The 17,393-nt window shown below is 63.9% G+C and carries 18 protein-coding genes; 7 read left to right on the top strand and 11 right to left on the bottom strand.

Annotated elements, in window-relative coordinates; translation table 11 throughout:
* The first annotated feature begins 675 nt into the window (after positions 1-675).
* Positions 676-1,614 (top strand): diacylglycerol/lipid kinase family protein, encoded by a 939-nt coding sequence (locus RFN28_RS23345; protein ID WP_320289575.1) that lies wholly within the window; start codon positions 676-678, stop codon positions 1,612-1,614.
* A 70-nt stretch (positions 1,615-1,684) separates the two neighbouring features.
* Here RFN28_RS23345 and RFN28_RS23340 read toward each other — a convergent pair whose 3' ends face one another.
* The 3 genes from RFN28_RS23340 to RFN28_RS23330 are packed head-to-tail and all read right to left on the bottom strand — an operon-like array spanning position 1,685 to position 5,429.
* On the bottom strand, positions 1,685-2,608 hold the full coding sequence (locus RFN28_RS23340; protein ID WP_430678691.1) for an NAD(P)-dependent oxidoreductase: 924 nt from the start codon (positions 2,606-2,608) through the stop codon (positions 1,685-1,687).
* Positions 2,605-3,816, bottom strand: a complete 1,212-nt coding sequence (locus RFN28_RS23335; RefSeq protein ID WP_320289574.1) for a mandelate racemase/muconate lactonizing enzyme family protein — start codon at positions 3,814-3,816, stop codon at positions 2,605-2,607. The genes RFN28_RS23340 and RFN28_RS23335 overlap by 4 nt, the downstream gene beginning before the upstream one ends.
* On the bottom strand, positions 3,813-5,429 hold the full coding sequence (locus RFN28_RS23330) for a GMC family oxidoreductase (RefSeq protein ID WP_320289573.1): 1,617 nt from the start codon (positions 5,427-5,429) through the stop codon (positions 3,813-3,815). Before RFN28_RS23330 ends, RFN28_RS23335 begins: the two co-directional genes overlap by 4 nt.
* A 191-nt stretch (positions 5,430-5,620) precedes the next feature.
* On the opposite strand from RFN28_RS23330, the gene RFN28_RS23325 reads away from it, so the two are divergent.
* Together RFN28_RS23325 and RFN28_RS23320 are read left to right on the top strand one after the other, a co-directional pair.
* Positions 5,621-6,016 carry an acyl-CoA thioesterase gene (locus RFN28_RS23325; RefSeq protein ID WP_192256292.1) on the top strand — a complete coding sequence of 132 codons (396 nt, stop codon included), beginning with the start codon at positions 5,621-5,623 and terminating at the stop codon, positions 6,014-6,016.
* Between the two features lie 116 nt (positions 6,017-6,132).
* Positions 6,133-6,288 carry a hypothetical protein gene (locus tag RFN28_RS23320; protein ID WP_320289572.1) on the top strand — a complete coding sequence of 52 codons (156 nt, stop codon included), beginning with the start codon at positions 6,133-6,135 and terminating at the stop codon, positions 6,286-6,288.
* A gap of 215 nt (positions 6,289-6,503) precedes the next feature.
* Here RFN28_RS23320 and RFN28_RS23315 read toward each other — a convergent pair whose 3' ends face one another.
* Entirely contained in the window at positions 6,504-6,872 is a 369-nt protein-coding gene (locus RFN28_RS23315; protein WP_320289571.1) for a winged helix-turn-helix transcriptional regulator, read from the bottom strand.
* Positions 6,873-6,964: 92 nt separating this feature from the next.
* On the opposite strand from RFN28_RS23315, the gene RFN28_RS23310 reads away from it, so the two are divergent.
* Positions 6,965-7,570 carry an NADPH-dependent FMN reductase gene (locus tag RFN28_RS23310; protein WP_320289570.1) on the top strand — a complete coding sequence of 202 codons (606 nt, stop codon included), beginning with the start codon at positions 6,965-6,967 and terminating at the stop codon, positions 7,568-7,570.
* Between the two features lie 88 nt (positions 7,571-7,658).
* On the opposite strand, the gene RFN28_RS23305 is transcribed toward RFN28_RS23310, so the two are convergent.
* Genes RFN28_RS23305 through RFN28_RS23295 form a run of 3 tightly spaced genes read right to left on the bottom strand, consistent with a single transcriptional unit; the run spans position 7,659 to position 10,582 of the window.
* A complete protein-coding gene (locus RFN28_RS23305; RefSeq protein ID WP_320289569.1) occupies positions 7,659-8,330 on the bottom strand; it encodes an ABC transporter ATP-binding protein in 672 nt (223 codons plus the stop codon).
* A complete protein-coding gene (locus RFN28_RS23300) occupies positions 8,327-9,568 on the bottom strand; it encodes an ABC transporter permease (RefSeq protein ID WP_320289568.1) in 1,242 nt (413 codons plus the stop codon). Before RFN28_RS23300 ends, RFN28_RS23305 begins: the two co-directional genes overlap by 4 nt.
* A gap of 6 nt (positions 9,569-9,574) precedes the next feature.
* On the bottom strand, positions 9,575-10,582 hold the full coding sequence (locus tag RFN28_RS23295; RefSeq protein WP_320289567.1) for an efflux RND transporter periplasmic adaptor subunit: 1,008 nt from the start codon (positions 10,580-10,582) through the stop codon (positions 9,575-9,577).
* Between the two features lie 142 nt (positions 10,583-10,724).
* Here RFN28_RS23295 and RFN28_RS23290 point away from each other — a divergent pair, with 142 nt between their 5' ends.
* The gene (locus RFN28_RS23290; RefSeq protein WP_320289636.1) at positions 10,725-11,408 is read left to right on the top strand and encodes a TetR/AcrR family transcriptional regulator; all 684 of its coding nucleotides are present in this window, start codon (positions 10,725-10,727) and stop codon (positions 11,406-11,408) included.
* 279 nt (positions 11,409-11,687) lie between these two features.
* Here RFN28_RS23290 and RFN28_RS23285 read toward each other — a convergent pair whose 3' ends face one another.
* The 4 genes from RFN28_RS23285 to RFN28_RS23270 all read right to left on the bottom strand — a co-directional run bounded on the left by RFN28_RS23285 (position 11,688) and on the right by RFN28_RS23270 (position 15,479).
* Entirely contained in the window at positions 11,688-13,001 is a 1,314-nt protein-coding gene (locus RFN28_RS23285) for a hemolysin family protein (protein ID WP_320289566.1), read from the bottom strand.
* A 113-nt stretch (positions 13,002-13,114) separates the two neighbouring features.
* Complete coding sequence (locus tag RFN28_RS23280; protein WP_320289565.1) at positions 13,115-13,939, bottom strand: extensin-like domain-containing protein; 825 nt, start codon at positions 13,937-13,939, stop codon at positions 13,115-13,117.
* Positions 13,940-14,053: 114 nt separating this feature from the next.
* Entirely contained in the window at positions 14,054-14,977 is a 924-nt protein-coding gene (locus RFN28_RS23275) for an extensin-like domain-containing protein (RefSeq protein ID WP_430678686.1), read from the bottom strand.
* 76 nt (positions 14,978-15,053) lie between these two features.
* Positions 15,054-15,479 carry a DUF3775 domain-containing protein gene (locus RFN28_RS23270; protein ID WP_320289563.1) on the bottom strand — a complete coding sequence of 142 codons (426 nt, stop codon included), beginning with the start codon at positions 15,477-15,479 and terminating at the stop codon, positions 15,054-15,056.
* Positions 15,480-15,661: 182 nt separating this feature from the next.
* Between RFN28_RS23270 and RFN28_RS23265 the strand changes: the two genes are divergently transcribed.
* The gene (locus tag RFN28_RS23265; protein ID WP_320289562.1) at positions 15,662-16,198 is read left to right on the top strand and encodes a tetratricopeptide repeat protein; all 537 of its coding nucleotides are present in this window, start codon (positions 15,662-15,664) and stop codon (positions 16,196-16,198) included.
* Between the two features lie 273 nt (positions 16,199-16,471).
* Complete coding sequence (greA, locus tag RFN28_RS23260; protein ID WP_027168132.1) at positions 16,472-16,945, top strand: transcription elongation factor GreA; 474 nt, start codon at positions 16,472-16,474, stop codon at positions 16,943-16,945.
* The last annotated feature ends 448 nt before the right edge of the window (positions 16,946-17,393 follow it).

Below are 17,393 nucleotides of genomic sequence, written 5' to 3'. Positions count from 1 at the left end.
CGGCGACACGGGCAGCCAAAAAACAGTCGGCGCTGGGATTTCTCCCAGCGCCTCCCTGTCAGATCAGGAACCAGTCGCGGCAGCAACTTCCGTAAGGTCGTCGCGCCAGGCCGGCCTTGATTTTGACGGTCCTGCCAGTCGCCACCCGGGGGGCAGCGCCGTTCCGGACCACGCCGATCTCCACCCTTGCGGGCTTCCCCCGGCGCGCCATCGAAGGTTTCACCGCCTTCATGGCAGCATCGGCCCGCCGTCGGCGTTCGCACGCTTTCCGCGGCCCCGCCGACATCCGTCCCTCCAACAGGCGAACCTGCTCTCGATCCGGGTCGTACGGGCCTCAGGAAATCCGCCTTGCGCTTTGCCTTTCGGCGAGGCGTTCGGTAGCCGCCTGAGATGGGTTGAATGTACGCCGGGTAAGGGCTTTGCGGAATGCCTGCCGAGCTGTGGATAGCGGGATTATCGGGGACCGATGCGACAAGCCTCGGAATTTGCCGGCCAAACTCCTTAGACAGCCTGCCCCCGTATTTCTGGGGCCCTTTGGGCGATGGAGTCTTGCCCCGCCCGTCGGCCCGCGTTTCAATGCCGGCAAAGGACTGCAGGCGTCTGCTCCGGGCTCTTTGGTGAACGCATGCCATTACCCGCCGTACGCTATAGGCACATGCCTCGGGGGAGGTCAGATTGAAGGTCGGGGTGGTTCTCAATCCGATTGCCGGGGGCGGCAAGCTCAAGCGCCATTGGCCCAAGGTCGCCGCATCGCTCAGGAAGCATTTCGGCGATTTCGATCTGCGCGAGACACAGACGAGCGGCGATGCCGAGCGGCTGGCGATCGACCTGGCGGTCGATGGCTGCGATCTGGTGATTGCCGCCGGCGGTGACGGCACGGCCAGCGAGGCGGCGGACGGGCTGCTGCAGGCGCAGCATGAGACCGGCCGGGCGAGCGCGCTCGGGCTTCTGCCCTGCGGCACCGGCATCGATTTCGCGCGCGGATTGGGACTGCCGGATGAAATCGAGGCAGCGCTGGCGCGCATCGCCGGTGCAAGCCCGCGCAAGGTGGATGCCGGGCGCGTCTCCTACATCGACGACCATGGCGCGCTGGCCAGCCGCCATTTCATCAACATCGCCAGCCTCGGCCTCTCCGGCGCCACCGATCGCGCGGTCAATTCCGACAAGCGCAGAGGCCAGGTCTCGGTCAAGGCGCTGTTCTTCTGGCGCACGGTGCTGGAGTTCCTCCGCTACCGCTTCCAGGATGTCAGGATCACCATAGACGACGGCGAGCCGATCGAGGCGCGCATGGCGCTGGTGGCGGTCGCCAACGGGAAATTCTTCGGCGGCGGCATGATGATCGCGCCAGACGCCGAGATCTCGGACGGCCAGTTCGACATCGTCATCGTGCGGGCGGCGAACAAGCTCGGACTGATCCGGGACATCCGGCTGCTTTATGGCGGGCGTCACCGCAACCATCCGGCGATAACCATACTGCGCGGCCGCAAGGTGCTGGTCGAGCCGCTAGGGGATGCGGAGAAGAACGCGGCGCTCATCGATATCGACGGAGAATCTCCGGGCCGGATCCCGGCGACCTTCGAAATCCTGCCCGGCGCGCTGACGTTGAGATGTTGAATCAACGGATTCAACGTCTGATTCCGCAGGCGGAGCTAACCATCTGAAACAGATGGCTAAAGTTTTGCCTTTATGCCTCCAGCCTGGCCGGAAAGCCCGGGGCGCGAAGCTCGGTTCCGACAGCATCCTCAAGCAGCTTGACGATCTGGGTCGACCAGGCGTCGCCGCCATAGGCGCGCCTGCCCTCTTCGAAGATCGCGTTGACCCGCGATGCCAGATCGAGCGGTACGCCGAAATCCCTGCCCATGGCAAGCGCGAAGCCGAGGTCCTTAAGCGCCAGGTCCATGGTGAAGCCGATGTCGTAGGAGCCGTTCAGCACCAGCTGGCTTTCGGTCTCGTGCACGAAGCTGTTGCCGGAGGAGGCGACGATCGCATGGTAGGCCTGGGCAAGGTCGAGCCCGCCTTGCTTGGCCAGCATCAGCGCTTCGCCGGCGGCGACGAGATGGATGAAGGCGAGCATGTTGGTGATGACCTTGATCACTGCCGCCGAGCCGAGCGGACCCATCAGGAACGACTTCGCGCACATGGCTTCGATCGCCGGCCGATGCCGTTCGTAGAGCGCGGCACTACCACCGACCAACGCGGTGATCTTGCCTGCCGCTGCCAGATGCACGCCGCCGGTGACCGGGCATTCCAGCGCCTCTATGCCCTTCGCATCGGCCAGCGCGGACAGCCGCAGGATCTCGTCGCGGCCATTGGTCGACATCTCGATCCAGGTGCCGCCGGCGGGCAGGCCGTCGAGCAATCCGTTGGGGCCGGCGAGCACCGCCTCGCTGACTTTCGGGGAGGGCAAGCAGGTGATCGCGTTGCCGGCGCGGGCCGCCGCTTCGGCGGGGCTCGTCGCCGCCGTGGCACCGAGCGCAACAAGGCGCTCGATCGCCGCCGGGTCACGATCGAAGACGGTGACGGGAAAGCCGTTGCGCAGCAGGCTGGCCGCAAGATTGCCGCCAAGATGGCCGAGTCCGACGAAGGCGTAGGCGAGGCGCACGCTCACGGCATCAGCGGCGTCTGCATCATCTGCAGATGCAGGTCCTTGCCGCTATAGGGATGAGCCTCGCAGACCTCCTCGTTGAGCTCGACGCCGAGGCCGGGCTCCTTCGACGGGATCACGTTGCCGTCCTGCCATTCGATTTTCTTCTTGAGCAGCGTGGCGTGGAAACCGTCCCATTGCTTCAGCGATTCCAGGATGAGGAAGTTGGGCAGCGTCACCGCAAGCTGGATGTTGGCGGCGCCGACGATCGGCCCGCAATAGCAGTGCGGGGCCACCTGAATGTGGTAGGCCTCGGCCATGGCGGCGATCTTCTTGGTCTCCAGGATGCCGCCGGAGCGGCCGAGGTCGGGCTGCAGGATGGTCGCGGCGCGATTCTCGATGACGCGGGCGAATTCGAACTTGGTGGTCAGCCGCTCGCCGGTTGCTATCGGGATCGAGGTCTGGCGGGCGACTTGCGCCATGACTTCCGGCATGTCCGGGGGTACCGGCTCCTCGAACCACAGCGGGTCGTAAGGCTCGATGGCGCGGGCGAGTCGCAGCGCGCCGGAGGCGGTGAACTGGCCATGCGTGCCGAACAGGATGTCCGCCCTGTTACCGACGGCCTCGCGGATCGCCTTGATCATGCGCGCCGAAAGGTCGATGTCGACGAGGCGCGGCTGATGGCCGTCATAGGCAGTGTACGGGCCTGCAGGATCGAGCTTCACGGCATTGAAACCCTGCTCGACATATTCGAGCGCGCAGGCGGCGGCCATGTCGGGATCGTTGTAGACGTTCTGGCCGCGGGCATCTTCCGAATGGACGCTGCCGGTGTGCGGATAGAGATAGGTGTAGGAGCGCAGCGTCTCGTGCACCTGGCCGCCGAGCAGCTTGTAGACCGGCTTGCCGGCCTCCTTGCCGATGATGTCCCAGCAGGCCATTTCCAGCGCCGAGAAGCAGCCCATGCCGGAAACGTCGGGCCGCTGGGTGAAGCCGGAGGAATAGATGCGGCGGAAGAGGTTCTCGATGTCGTGCGGATCGCGGCCGACAAGATAGCGCTCGGCCATGTCCTCGATCATCCTGACGGTGACATGCGCCGAGAAGGTCGCGTTGTAGGCTTCGCCATAACCGACCACGCCGCCGTCGGTGGTGAGCTTGACGAAGATGAAATATTTGCCGCCGATGCCGGGCGGCGGATTTCCGACAACCCAGGTCTTGATGTCGGTGACTTTCATTTCTGATCCTCCAGAACCAGTTCGGCGCCCTTCCATCCGGTGAGGATCGAGGCGGCGTTGGTGTTACCGGTGATGTTGTCGGGAAAGATCGACGCGTCGATGACGCGCAGACCGCCGAGCGCGTGCACCCGAAGCCGCGGATCGACAACGGCGCGCGCGGCGTCCGGACCCATCCGGCAGGTCGAGACCGGGTGATAGACGGTGCCCGAGCGCTTCCTGAAATCCTCAATCAGATCGGCATCGGAAGTGATTGACGGACCAGGCAAAACCTCTTCCTCAATGATCTCGGCCATGGCCGGCATCGAGGCGATCTTGCGCACGAACTTCACCGCCGCCAGCATCTCGTCGACATCGGCGTTGGTGGAATAGGCGTTGGCCGTGATCCTCGGGTAATCGCGCGGATTCTTCGAGCGGATCATGATCTCGCCGCGGCTCGACGGGCGGCAGTTGGAAAGGCCGATGGAAAAGCCCGGCCACGGGTCAGGGGTCAGGATCGGGCGCTCGCCGCTCTTCGGGATGACGGTCGAGAAGGCCTGGAAATAGAGCTGCATGTTCGGCCGCGCCATCGACGGGTCGGTGCGGAAGAAGCCGCCGGCATTGTTCATCGACAGCGATAGCGGGCCCGAGCGCAAGAGGACGTATTGCATGCCGACCAGGAGCTTGCCCCACCACGGGCGCAGGATCTGGTTGAGCGTCGGCAGCTTGCCCTTGAAGGTGTAGTTGATGCCGACGTGGTCCTGCAGGTTGGCGCCGACATTGTCGTTGGCCTGGACGACCGGGATGTCGAGACTGCTGAGCAGCGCGGACGGACCGACGCCGGAGAGCTGGAGCAATTGCGGCGAGTTGATCGAGCCGCCGGACAGGATGACCTCGCGGCCGGCGCGCGCGGTCTTGGTCTCGCCGTTCTGCTGGTACTCGACGCCGACGGCGCGTCTGCCCTCGAACAGGATTTTCGTCGCCAGCGCGTTGGTCTCGACGTGGACGTTGCCGCGCTTCATGGCCGGGCGCAGGAAGGCGCGGGCGGCGGACATGCGGCGGCCGTTCCTGGTGGTGATCTGGTAGACGCCGACGCCTTCCTGGGTGGCGCCGTTGAAGTCCGGATTGAGCGGCAGGCCTGCCTGCTGGGCGGCGGCCAGGTAACGCTTCGTCAGCGGATGCACGGCGTTCGAGCAATCGGTGATGTGCAGCGGGCCGCCGACGCCGCGCCACTGGTCGGCGCCGGCCTCGTTGTCCTCCATCGCCTTGAAGGCGGGGAGCAGATCATCATAGCTCCAGCCCGGATTGCCGGCGGCGGCCCAGGCGTCGAAATCCTCGCGCGCGCCGCGGATGAAGACCATGGCGTTGATCGAGCTCGAGCCTCCGAGCAGCTTGCCGCGCGGCCAGTGGTCGGCATTGTTGCTGAGGCCGGGATCGGGTTCGGCCCTGTAGTTCCAGTTGACGGCCGGATCGAAGAAGGTCTTGCCGTAGCCGAGCGGCATCTGGACATAGAAACGGCGGTCGGTGCCGCCGGCCTCAAGCATCAGCACCGAAAAGTGGCCTGAGGCCGAGAGCCTTTCCGCAACAACCGAACCGGCCGAGCCGGAGCCGACGATGATGAAGTCATAAGTCTGCATGATGCGCGGGCCGGCTCCGAAATCCGGCGCTTACCCTAGACATTGCAGGCTCACGTCGTCGCCGTGGCTTCCGGCATGGCTTGTGAAAAAAGCGACCGAACAGCGCTGGACTTTTCGCCTTCAGCAAAGCTTGCGACATGGCTGCCGCGTTGGTACGGGTTCAGGGAGAGCAGCGGTTGAAGGACCTCCCCATGGTGCACTACGCAGACGGAAAGCCGCTCGGCGATCTCACATTGAGGACGCTCGCCATGCCGTCGGATGCCAATGCCGCCGGCGACATTTTCGGCGGCTGGGTGATGGCGCAGATGGACCTTGCCTGCGGCATCCGCGCCGCCGAGCGCGCCAAGGGCCGCGTGGTGACGGCGGCGGTCAAGGAAATGTCCTTCGCCAAGCCGATGAAGATCGGCGACACGCTCTGCATCTACACGCATGTCGAGCGCGTCGGCCGCACCTCGATGACGCTCAAGGTCGAGGCTTGGGCGCAGCGTTATCTTTCCGACCTGATGGAAAAGGTCACCCATGCCGATTTCGTCATGGTGGCGCTCGACGGCGAGGGCAAGCCGAAGCCGGTGCCGGCCGAAAGCTGACGGAAGGCGATTCTTCCGGATAGCGTATTTTGTAACAACTCTCGCGCGGGAGATGCGTCCGGCGACATCCGATGGTTGCCTCTACGCCCGATCGTACCCGCGCTAGAGGAAAGACAATGCGTCAACACATGCTGAACGGCCGGCTTGTGGCAGCCCTTCTCGCCCTGGTCTGTCTGCTCGGCGTGACGGCCTATGTCGAGGTCAGGCAGGACCTCCCTCAAGCCGTCAATGTGCGCAACAACGCTGGCGTCAATGCGCCGGTCGCGGTGTGAAAACTGCGGTCCGACGCGATGCGACGGCATCGCGCCGGGGGCCTGAATGGGTTCGTCGAACCACGGCCGGCATCGCCAAATCCGGCCAACCCCCTCCGACGGCATGGCGCTTCAACAGGGCAGGTCGAAGACGATCTTGGACGACATCTGAGGTTGGCTCGGAGGGGACGACGCCTTCCGCCGTGCAGCCCGCAATCACTTGCCTGGCAAGGGTTTCAGGCCTGCTGCTTGTCGAATTTCGCGCGCGCCGCCTTGACCCTATCGGTGTTCTTTCGCGCCCATTCGCCGAGCGCGCCGACCGGCACCAGCAGCTCGTGGCCGAGCTCTGTGAGCTCATAATCGACGCGCGGCGGAATGGTCGGAAACACCTTGCGCGTGACGAAGCCGTCGCGCTCCAGACCGCGCAAAGTGGTGGTCAGCATCTTCTGCGAAATGCCGCCGACGGCCGTGCGCAATTCGTTGAAGCGCATCGGCCCGCCGCCGAGCTTTCCGACCACGAGCACAGTCCATTTGTCGCCGACCCGTTGCAGGATTTCCGACACGGCGCGGCAGTCCTCGGTGTTGTGCGGGTGCCTCAGTAACAAAAACGTGCCTCCTTGCGTGCGGCTTTGTCAGTATCACATATAGCGCCGGTATCCAAACGATACCAGAAATTCCCCCCGCAAGGAGAGCCCATATGTCCAAGCCTAAAATCGCCATCGTCATCGGTTCGACGCGCGCCGCCCGCTTCGCCGACGTGCCGACGCAGTGGATCGCCAAGATCGCCAAGACGCATGCCGATATCGATGTCGAAGTCGTCGATCTGCGTGATTTCCCGCTGCCCTTCTTCGACGAGGTCGCTTCCTCCGCATGGGCGCCGTCGCAGAACGAAGTGGCGCAGCGCTGGCAGAAGAAGGTCGCAGAGTTCGACGGCTTCATCTTCACCGCCGCCGAATACAATCACGGCCCGACCGCCGCGCTGAAGAACGCCATCGACTACGCCGCCAATGAATGGAACAAGAAGCCGGCCGGCTTCGTCGGCTACGGCAGCGTCGGCGGTGCGCGCGCCGTCGAACAGCTCCGGCTGCATGCCGTCGAGCTGCAGATGGCGCCGGTCAAGTCGGCCGTCCACATCGCTTGGGGCGATTTCCTTGCGGTTCGCCAGGGCGAGAAGAAGCTCGAGGATTTCGAGCATCTGAACCAAGCTGCCGCGGCGCTCATCAACGACGTTGCCTGGTGGGCAAAGGTGCTGAAGGCGGCTCGCGCCGCCGACGCTATCGCCAGCGAAGCCCAGGCGGCTTGAGCCGTCGATCGAGGATTATCCTCCCAAGATCATGTTCCGAAGGGGGGCGGCGTTTGCGCCGCCCCCCTTCAAGTGCAAGCCGCGACCTTCAGGCGATCTTGCCGTCCACGATATGGATGCGACGTTGCATGCGCGCGGCTATGTCCAGGTCATGCGTCACGGCGACCACCGCCTTGCCGCGCTCACGCACCAGGTTCTGCAGTATTTCGAACACCTGCTCGGAACTCTTGCTGTCGAGGTTTCCGGTCGGCTCGTCGGCGAGGATAAGCGGAGGATCGTTGGCGAGCGCGCGGGCCACCGCTACCCGCTGGCGCTGACCACCTGACAACTGATCCGGCCGTCGGTCGAGATACTCGCCCAGTCCAAGCGAGCCGAGCAGATCACCGGCGTGCTCGTGCATCTCGTCTCTGGCGAGCCGGCCTAGCTTGCGCATCGGGATCTCTACGTTTTCGCGTGCCGTGAACTCCGGCAACAGAAAATGGAACTGGAACACGAAGCCCATCATCTCGAGCCGTGTTCTGGCGCGTTCCCTTTCGTCCATAGGGTCGCTGTCACGGCTAGCGATCGAGAGCCGACCTGAAGTCGGCCGGTCGAGAAGGCCGAGCAGGTAAAGCAGTGACGATTTCCCCGAGCCGGACGGACCGGTGATGGCGACGAATTCGTTCTCGTCGATGCGAAGAGAAATGTCCTTGACGAGCGTCACCGGCACCGTCTCCGGTAGAATTCGGGTCAGTCTCTCGGTCTCGATGAGCGTGCTCATGTCGCGCCCCTGATGATGTCGACCGGGTTTTGCCTCGCCGCCCGCCGCGCCGGCAAAAAGCCAGCCACCGCCGCCGAGCCGACCGCGAAGACCGAGGCGATGACATAATGCAGCGCGCTCCAGGCGATCGGCAGATGGGTGATCTCCCTGCCGGCAGCGGCGATCTTGAAGCTCACCAGCGACAGCGCATAGACCATAGCGAAGCCGAGCAGGCAGCCGAGCGCCGAGCCGCCGGCGCCGATCGCCACGCCTTCAAGCAGGAACAGCCGCCGCATATCCGCTTCCGGGAAGCCGAGCGACTTCATGATGGCGATGTCGCGCGTCTTCTCGTGGGTGATGGTGGAGATGATGTTGAAGATGCCGAAGCCTGCGACCAGCATGATGGCGCCGACCACGGTATACATGATGATGTTGCGGATGACGAAGGCCTGCAGGATCGCTTCGTTGGCCTCTTGCCACGCCACGGCCTTGTAGCCGAGCTCGGCCTCGGTGCGGTGCGCCACCAGCGGCGCACGGTTCGGGTCGTCGAGCTTGATTCGGATCTCATTGATGACGTTCGGCCGCTCCGCAAGGATTTGCGCGTTTTTCAACAGAATGTAGGCCTCGCCCTCGTCACGCGCGGTCGTGCCGGTGTGGAACAGGCCCGTGATCTTGAAGTTGCGCGTCTGCCCTTCCGACGACACCGCCGTTATTGTGTCGCCAAGCCCGGCGCCGAGCTTGCTCGCCATGGTGTCGCCTATCAGCACGTTGTTTCCGCCTGCGGCCAGCGCCGCAAAGTTGCCGGCGACGAAGTCATCCACAATCGGCGACACGCCACGCTCGCGCGCCGGTTCGACGCCGATGATGGCGGCGCCCGTCTCGCGGCTTGAATAGCGCATCACGCCCTGCGTCTTTAGGCTGACAGCGAACCGTCCAGGTATCCAGCTTTCGAGCCATGCAATCGCTTCGGTCGGATTGATGATGCCCCGGCGGTCGTCGCGTGGCCTAAGACCCGATATGGCGACGGCATCGAACATGTCCTCGACAGGCTGGCGGCGAGCCATGCGCTGCTCGTCAGTCACGTCGACATGCGGCATGGTGTCGACGAGCTGCCTGACGAAATCGTCCTGCCCGCCTTGCATCAGTGCCGCCATGGCGACCGAGAAGCCGACTCCAACCGCCACCCCGACCAACGCCACCAGCGTCTGGCGGCCGCGGCCGGCGATATGGGTGACGGCGATGTCGAGGATCAGCGGCATCTCGCCTCACGCGCCTTTCTCGGTGATCTTCACCCGCGTCCCGTCTTTGAGGTCGGCCGGGTAGGGCGAGACGATGCGATCCTGCTCGCCGACGCCGGACAGAACTTCGACGCCCTTCACGCCGCGAATACCGGCGCGGATCTCGCGCTTATGCGCCCTGTCGCCTTCGACCACGACGACATCGTTTCCCTGAACCGCGGCGGAGGGAACCAGCAGCGCGTTCCTGGCCACCCGGGTGACGATGTTGACATCGGTCGACATGCCGATCCTGAGCGGCGTGTCGTCCGGCAGGCGGAAGTAAACCCGATATGTCTTCGTCACAGGATCGCCCTTAGGCGTGATCCGGTCGACGACCGCTTCCAGGTTCCGGCCCGGGAAGGCGTCGGCTCTCAGCAGCGTCCGTTGGCCGACCTCGACGCGCGGAATATCCTCTTCGTTGACCTCGGCGACCACAAGCAGCGGCCGCGGTTCGCCGATCCAGAACAGTATGGTGCCAAGTTCGGCAACCTCACCCACCTCGCCGTCCTCCCTTAGCACGACGCCCGGGCTCGGCGCGCGCAATATGTAAGTTTCGAGGCGCGCTTTCTGCGCGGCGATCAGCGCCTCGATCTGAGACAGCTCGCTGCGCGCTTGATCAAGTGCCTGCTGGCTCGCAGCGTTTTTCTCCGCGAGCACCGTCTGGCGCTGGAATTCCTGTTCGGCCAGAGCCCGACGTGCCTCGAGCTCACCGAGAGCGGCTTTGACCTCGCTATCGTCGAGGCGGGCAAGCACGTGGCCGCGCTCGACCCGCGAATCCTCGCAGTTGCACCGCTCGACAATTCTCTCACGGACCACGGGCGCCACCTTTGCCCAGGTCTTCGGCTCTACCGAGCCACTGGCGTAGACGATCTCCGCCGCGTCGCCGCGCCTAGCCGTCACCACCGAGACGGGCGTCGGCTGCAGCAGATACCAAGTCGCGGCGGTCGCAGCCGACGCTGCGACGACAATGCCCGCAATCCAGCGTCTAAAGCGCATGAAGCGCTCCTCTTTCAAGGGCCGGACCTATAGCATTAGACCGACCGTCGGTCTATAATATTTAGAACGTATTGACAGCGGAGGCGTTCCTGCTTGTCGATCACGCCTTCAGGGGATGCTCGAGGGAACCGAATTGGCCAGAGTGATAAAGTCGCCAGAAGTACGCTCTGCCGAGCTTCTCGACTGTGCCCAGCGACTGTTTTTCCAGCGCGGTTACGACGACACGACGGTCAACGACATCATTCGCGAGGCCGGCCTGTCGAAGGGGGCGTTCTACCACTACTTCGCCTCGAAGGAGGCACTGCTGGAAGCGCTCGCGGCGCGGATCGCGCGCGAGAGTCTCGCCGAACTCGAGCCTATGTTGGAAGATACTTCGCTCGATGCCATCGGCCGGCTCAACGCGCTTTTTTCCGGATCGCAGCGGCTCAACGTCGAGTTAGCCCCGCAGCTCCGAAAGACTTTTGCTGTGGTCTTTCGGCCGGAAAACGTTGTCCTCTTCCACAGGATCGACGAGGTCGCCAGGGAGCTCGCCTTGCCGATGATCGCACGCCTCCTGAGGAAGGGGAGCGAAGAAGGCGCCTTCGAGGTGCCCGATCCGATAGCATTCGCCGACATGCTCCTGCAGATCAGGCTGATCTTCCGGGACGTGATGCATCGTGCGCTGCGCCAGGCCGAAGGGGGCGATCTCGAGGAAGCCGCGCACATGCTCGAGGAGCGGCTGCGGATCTACGGCATCGCGGTTGACCGTTTGCTCAAGCTGCCTGATGGGACGATCGAAGCAGTTGAGCCTGGTTTCGGCCGAGCATTCCTGGGGGCGCAGTCATGAGTGCGCGCGCTGTGCGCGGCGCGGCATCGCAGCGACTTTCAGCCGGTTAGACTCTTTGATTTGGGATCGGGTGATAACGAGCGCACGCTGATGGCGCCCGGTCCCAAAATTCCCGGCGCATGGCCCGGCTTGCGAACCCTGTGTCATTAGACGGAGCAAGTCGGGCTATTGCGGTGAGGACCCCTGCGACGGTTTGCGGGACCTCAGGGCGCGATTGCTCAAGAGCAGTTTTCCGAATTCCAGGCGGAAAAACCGCTGCTCACTTCTCCCAAAATTGCTCTATCGCCGCGCGATCTGGCGGTGGCCTTCGGGCAGGCGGGTGGCGATCAGCTTGTCGATGCGGCGGCCGTCGAGGTCGACCACTTCGAAGCGCCAGCCTTGCGCGTCGACGCTTTCGCCGGTGGCGGGAAGGTGATGCAGATGCGACAACACGTAGCCGGCCACGGTCTCGTAGTCGCGGTTCTCTGGAAGATCGATGCCAAGCACTTCGGCCATCTCGTCGGCTTGCATGTAGCCGGCGAGCAGCCATGAGCCGTCCTCGCGCTTGACGGCGTTCTCTTCCTCGCCGGCATCGAGGTCCGAGCGGAAGACGCCGGTGATCGCTTCCAGGATGTCGGCCGGCGTGACGATGCCTTCGAAATGGCCGTATTCGTCGTGGACGAGCGCCATCGGTACATCCGATTCCTTCAACTTTGCCAGCACGTCGAGCGCGTCAGCCTGGTCGTGCACGATGGGAGCGGCGCGCACATGCTGGCGTGGCTCCAGCACCTTGCCGCCAAGGATCGCTGACAGCACGTCGCGCGTCTGGACGACGCCGACCATGGCGTCGACATTGCCGTCGCCGGCGGGCAGGCGCGAATGCTGGGTCTCCATCAAGAGCCGCCTGATGGCCGTCTCGTCGGATTGCAGGTTGATCCAGTCTACCTCGGTGCGCGGCGTCATTACGGCGCGCACGGCGCGGTCGCCAAGCCGCATGACGCCGGCGATCATGCGCCGCTCGTCGGATTCGATCGTGCCGTGATGCTCGGCTTCGGCGACCAGCATCTTGATCTCCTCGTCGGTGACCTTCTCTTCCGATTCGCCGTGCTGGCCGAGCAGCCAGAGAACAGCGCGGCCGGAAATATCGAGCAGGACGACGAGCGGCGCAGAAACGGTGGCGAGGATGGTCATCGCGGGCGCCGCCCTGACGGCGACGCGCTCCGGATCCCTCAGCGCAATCTGCTTCGGCACGAGCTCGCCGACGATCAGAGAGGCATAGGTGATAACGGCGACGACGATGCCGACGCCGACGGGATCGGCAATGTTCTCGCGCACACCGGTCGAGGCCAGGTACTGCGCCAGCCGCTCGCCGAGCGTGGCGCCGGAAAAGGCGCCGGAGAGAACGCCGACCAGGGTGATGCCGATCTGCACCGACGACAGGAACTTGCCGGGATTGGAGCCCAGCGCCAGCGCGCGGCCGGCCCCCCTGACGTTGCGGTCGATCATCGCCTTGAGGCGGGCCGGCCGCGACGAGACGATGGCGAGCTCCGACATGGCCAAAAGGCCGTTCACCAGAATGAGGACGGCCACGACGGCGATTTCAACATAGAGCATGCGCGTCAATAGCATTGCTGCAGTGCATTCGAAAATAGCGGCCTGGCTGTTTTTCGAATTGCGCAATTTGCCTGTTCGAGAATGCCGGATGCGCCAGGGCGAACGGCGCCCGGTCAGCGGCAGGCTCGATAGCCGTTGCGGCGGTTCTTGATGTCGAAATGGAAATGGTTGCGGTGGTCGTAATTATAGCCCGGGCCGAGCACGGTGGTGAAATACTCGCAACCGTCGGCGCGCACGTTGTTGAGGAACCCGCGGGTGCGGAAGGCGAACAGGCCGGGCTTGCGGACGTCGATGTCGTCGCCGTTGTTGAGCTCGATGCTCATGACGTCGAGCGCGTTGCCCTTGCCATGTTCCGACAGGACACCTTCGCCGGCAATGTTGCGGCAGGAATAGCTCGAACCCTGGTGGATGGTCTTGACGCCGGAGAAATAGCGCCAGCGGGCGGCCGGCACGAGCTCGTTCCTGGTCCAGGCAGCGAAGGTCGCGGCCATGTTGCAGGTCAGCGTGGCGGCCGGCTTCATCTCGACGCTGCCGATGGCCGAGACCTTCACCGGGAAGTCGATGCCGCACTGGCCCTCGTGGATCGGCTGGATGTCCGTATAGACCACGCCCATGCGTTTCAGTTCGTTGCGGCAGTCGATCTCGCTGGCCGGCATCTGCTCGACCGGCGACATCGGCTCATCCATGCGCGGATAGGCGGCCTGGGTCATATAGGGGTTGGACGGGACAAGCCGCTGCATGCCGGAATATTGCGGTGCCTCCGGCATGGCAGCGGTCTCACTGCCGACATCGACGGCCGGCTGCAACGAGAAGACATCGCCGGTGGTGCAGGCGGACACGGCTGCGATGGCAAACCCTGTGGCCAGCCTGATGGCGACGATGCGTGCACGATTGTTCTGCCGCGCCGTGGCAAGCAAGGCGCCAAGTCTTCCGGCCATCGAAAGGCTTCCTGTCCCCGGATGGCACAAGTCTAGTCCGCAACAGTAAAGGAAAGATCAGCGCCGGCATTCACGCCTGAGGCCGAATTGCGGCATTTGTTCTTGGCGTCGTTCTCATTGGCAGAAGGTCCCGCCGTGGCGGCGCGGCTCGAGGTCAAAGTGGAAATGCAGCGCGTGCTCGGGATCGCTGCCGGGGCCGAGCACCGTCTTGAACGGCCCGCAAGCCGCCTTGCGCACCTGGTTCAGGAACTTTTCATCCTTTTCGGGCGGCGCCGGGCCGACCTCGACCTTCCTGCCGTCCGACAGCGTGAAGGAGGCGATGTCGAGCGCGTTGCCGAAGGCGTGTTCCGAAAGTTTTCCGGCGCCATGGCGCGGACGGCAGACGAAGGCCGAGGCCTGGGCGATCGATTTGAGGTCGACGCCGAATTCGGCCTTTGCCGCCGGCTGGATGGTACCGGCGGCAAAGCGGGCGGCAGCTTCAGCCATCCGGCAATTGAGCTCGGCGCCGGAACTGATGCCGATCGATTTGCCAAGCGTTTTCAGAACGATAGGGTAGGGGACCGAGCAGCCGATCTGGGCGTCGTGCTCGGCCTTGCGCTCCTCGAATTCGACGCCGAGCGCCTTGAGCCGCTCGCGACATGCCGTCTCCTCTTCCGGCATCTTGTCGGCGGGCAGTTCGGCCGAGCGCGGGTCGGGAGGTGCTTTCTCCTGTTCGGGCTTCTGCGGCGGCAGCGGTGCGGTGGCCGGCGGTTCCGGTTCCAATTCGGCCGGCTTTTCGGGTGGTGTCGGGACGACTGCCGGCGTCTCCGGTTCGAGCTGCAGCTCCCGATTCGGTTTCACAGCGGGGCGCAGATCCGGAACGGGCGCGGTCGCCGGTGTTTCCGGCGCTGGCGCCGCGCTCTGGCTGATGGGCGGCAAGTGGCTTTTATGCGACCGATGATGGTAGCGATGCCGGGCCATGGCCGGCGTGATCAGCAAGGTCGCCGCCAAGAAAGGCAGCGCCAGTCTGCAAAATCCGGAAAAGCTCAGCGTTGCCATCGGCCGGAAACGGCATCGGCAGGCCAAAGTTGCCTTGGACGCGGCGGCGTTGCGATCAAAATCGGTTACCGGCCCGTTACGCGCCGACAGCCTCCAGGCCTTCTTCCAGCCAATCGGCCAGTTGCGGCAGGCCGAGCAAGTACTTCGCGGTGCGTTTGTTGGCGCGCTCGCGCGCTGCGGCCACCGCGTCGACCCATTCGGAAGCCTCGTAATCGCCACGCCCGATCCAGGCCAGCGCCACGAGTTCGGCGGCCTCATCGACGTTGAGATCATTGATCAGCTCGCGGAACTCTTCCTCGGTGAGGTCTTCGGCAGCTTCTTCGGCGAGACCATCGTGATGATGGTTGTCGTGCCTGTCGCCGTCGAACTCGACCTCATGCTCGGCGCCGTCGTCATAATCCTCATTGACGGCGGCGCTCAGCGCCTTGGCCTTGAGGATGAACAGGCGCACCGTATCGGGGTCGATAGAAAGCTCCCATTCCTTGTCGAGGCGCTGCTGCACTGGCCTTTCTCCACGTAAAGCGCACGCACCGATGATAGCGGATTTGCGGCCCGCGTCACGTCTGTTCGCAAGGAGCGGGCGCGCTCCGGACATCCAAATTGTTTGGTCGCCACAGGCTTTTCGGGATGAAACGGCGCAGAAGCGGCGTTAGTCTGCCATTGTCACGCTCACGGAGGCTTTCGATGCGCAGACGTTTGCTTATCCAGGTCATGGCTGTTGCTGCCCTGCCGCTGTTCGCGGCGCCCGCGTTCACGGCCGGCGAAGGCGGTGGTAGCGGCGGCCAAACGACCACCCAGTGCAAAAAGGGCGAGGTCTGGGACAAGAAGCAGAAGAAATGCGTTGTGCCGCAATATGGCATGCTGGATGACGACAGCATCTACGAAGCGGGCCACGATCTCGCGATGGCCGGGCGCTACGACGAGGCGATCTCGGTGCTGACGCTGGCGGCCAACAAGCAGGATCCGCGCATCCTCAACTATCTCGGCTATTCACATCGCCATTCCGGCCGCGTTACGGTTGGCCTGGGCTATTACGAGGAAGCGCTGCGCATCGACCCGAACTACACGCTGGTGCGCGAATATCTCGGCGAGGCGCATCTGCAGAATGGCGATCTTGCCGGCGCGCAGGAGCAGCTGAAGGAAATCGAAAATCGGACCGGCAAAGGCTCGCGCGAATACGGCATGCTCGCCGAGCAGATCGATCATTTCCTGAGGAGCTGATTCGACCACCCGGCTTCCCCGACCGGCCGTGAGCTGTCACGGCCGGTTTTTTGCCGCCGCTCGCCGCCTTCGCCGCGGAACGGCTTCGCGAAAGCGGTGGTGATTTTGCCAAACTTCATTTTTGGGCGTGAAAATCGCGCGAAGATCGCTATATTCAGGGAAATTGCGGTGAAACGGTTCCGTTAGCCCGAGGCTGCCGGACCGTTTTCTTTTTGTACCCATTGACAAGGCCGCTCCCGATGAACGGGGGCGGCGGCAGGAAAGGTCAGGCATATGATCAAGGTCCCGATGACAGGCGAGGGGTTCGCGTCATTGAAGGAAGAACTGCGCTGGCGCCAGCAGGAAGAGCGTCCACGCATCATCGAGGCAATCTCCGAAGCGCGCTCGCATGGCGACCTGTCCGAAAATGCCGAGTACCACGCGGCGAAGGAGTCGCAGAGCCATAATGAGGGCCGCATCAACGAGCTCGAGGACCTGATCGCGCGCGCCGAAGTCATCGACGTCTCGAAGCTCAGCGGCGATAAGGTGAAGTTCGGCGCGACCGTCGTGCTGGTCGACGAGGACACTGAGGAAAAGAAGACCTATCAGATCGTCGGCGATCAGGAAGCGGACGTGAAGTCCGGCCGCATCTCGATCTCCTCACCGATCGCCCGCGCGCTCATCGGCAAGGAAGTCGGCGACGCCATCGAGGTCAATGCTCCCGGCGGCGCGCGGGGTTACGAGATCGTCCAAGTGCAGTTTATTTAGCGCGCTTGGGTAGCGTAGATTTCTGTGCTTTCACTGCTCACGGTTGACCTATTGCAAACGTTCGGAACTGGCTGAAGCCTCCCAGACGTCGTCATGTATGGACGGCCCCTTTTGGGCAAGAGGCAAAATGGCGACGACGGCGTCAGTCTGGAGCGGTCATGTATTCGGCCTTTAGTGCGGTCGATTTCAAAGACCGCTGACCTGCAAGGGTTACGCGGATCGGGCTCCAATCATTCTAGCGCGCTTTGGAAGCGCGATGACGACGGAATCTCCCGACCCAGGTCCTGACCATTTTGCCGTGCTGCCTTTCTGCTCCTTACACTGTTAAGGGCCTGGGAGCGGCCTATGCCGCAACCGGCGCCCTGTATTCTTGGCCCGTGGTGAGCATGGCCCAGATGATGCGGGCGGTCTTGGCGGCCTGGGCGACGACGGCGACCTTGACCGGCCG

The organism is Mesorhizobium album (assembly GCF_033977205.1).
In the GTDB taxonomy this organism is placed as follows: Bacteria; Pseudomonadota; Alphaproteobacteria; order Rhizobiales; family Rhizobiaceae; genus Mesorhizobium; species Mesorhizobium album.
The sequence above is the reverse complement of the archived record's forward strand: the minus strand, read 5'-3'. Positions and strand labels throughout refer to the sequence as shown.

Bases quoted from the DNA above. Each gene is read 5' to 3' on its own strand.
- RFN28_RS23335 (WP_320289574.1), bottom strand. From the start codon at position 3,816: ATGAAAGTCACCGACATCAAGACCTGGGTTGTCGGAAATCCGCCGCCC.
- RFN28_RS23330 (WP_320289573.1), bottom strand. From the start codon at position 5,429: ATGCAGACTTATGACTTCATCATCGTCGGCTCCGGCTCGGCCGGTTCG.
- RFN28_RS23325 (WP_192256292.1), top strand. From the start codon at position 5,621: ATGGTGCACTACGCAGACGGAAAGCCGCTCGGCGATCTCACATTGAGG.
- RFN28_RS23320 (WP_320289572.1), top strand. From the start codon at position 6,133: ATGCGTCAACACATGCTGAACGGCCGGCTTGTGGCAGCCCTTCTCGCC.
- RFN28_RS23310 (WP_320289570.1), top strand. From the start codon at position 6,965: ATGTCCAAGCCTAAAATCGCCATCGTCATCGGTTCGACGCGCGCCGCC.
- RFN28_RS23305 (WP_320289569.1), bottom strand. From the start codon at position 8,330: ATGAGCACGCTCATCGAGACCGAGAGACTGACCCGAATTCTACCGGAG.
- RFN28_RS23300 (WP_320289568.1), bottom strand. From the start codon at position 9,568: ATGCCGCTGATCCTCGACATCGCCGTCACCCATATCGCCGGCCGCGGC.
- RFN28_RS23295 (WP_320289567.1), bottom strand. From the start codon at position 10,582: ATGCGCTTTAGACGCTGGATTGCGGGCATTGTCGTCGCAGCGTCGGCT.
- RFN28_RS23285 (WP_320289566.1), bottom strand. From the start codon at position 13,001: ATGCTCTATGTTGAAATCGCCGTCGTGGCCGTCCTCATTCTGGTGAAC.
- RFN28_RS23280 (WP_320289565.1), bottom strand. From the start codon at position 13,939: ATGGCCGGAAGACTTGGCGCCTTGCTTGCCACGGCGCGGCAGAACAAT.
- RFN28_RS23275 (WP_430678686.1), bottom strand. From the start codon at position 14,977: ATGGCAACGCTGAGCTTTTCCGGATTTTGCAGACTGGCGCTGCCTTTC.
- RFN28_RS23265 (WP_320289562.1), top strand. From the start codon at position 15,662: ATGCGCAGACGTTTGCTTATCCAGGTCATGGCTGTTGCTGCCCTGCCG.
- greA (WP_027168132.1), top strand. From the start codon at position 16,472: ATGATCAAGGTCCCGATGACAGGCGAGGGGTTCGCGTCATTGAAGGAA.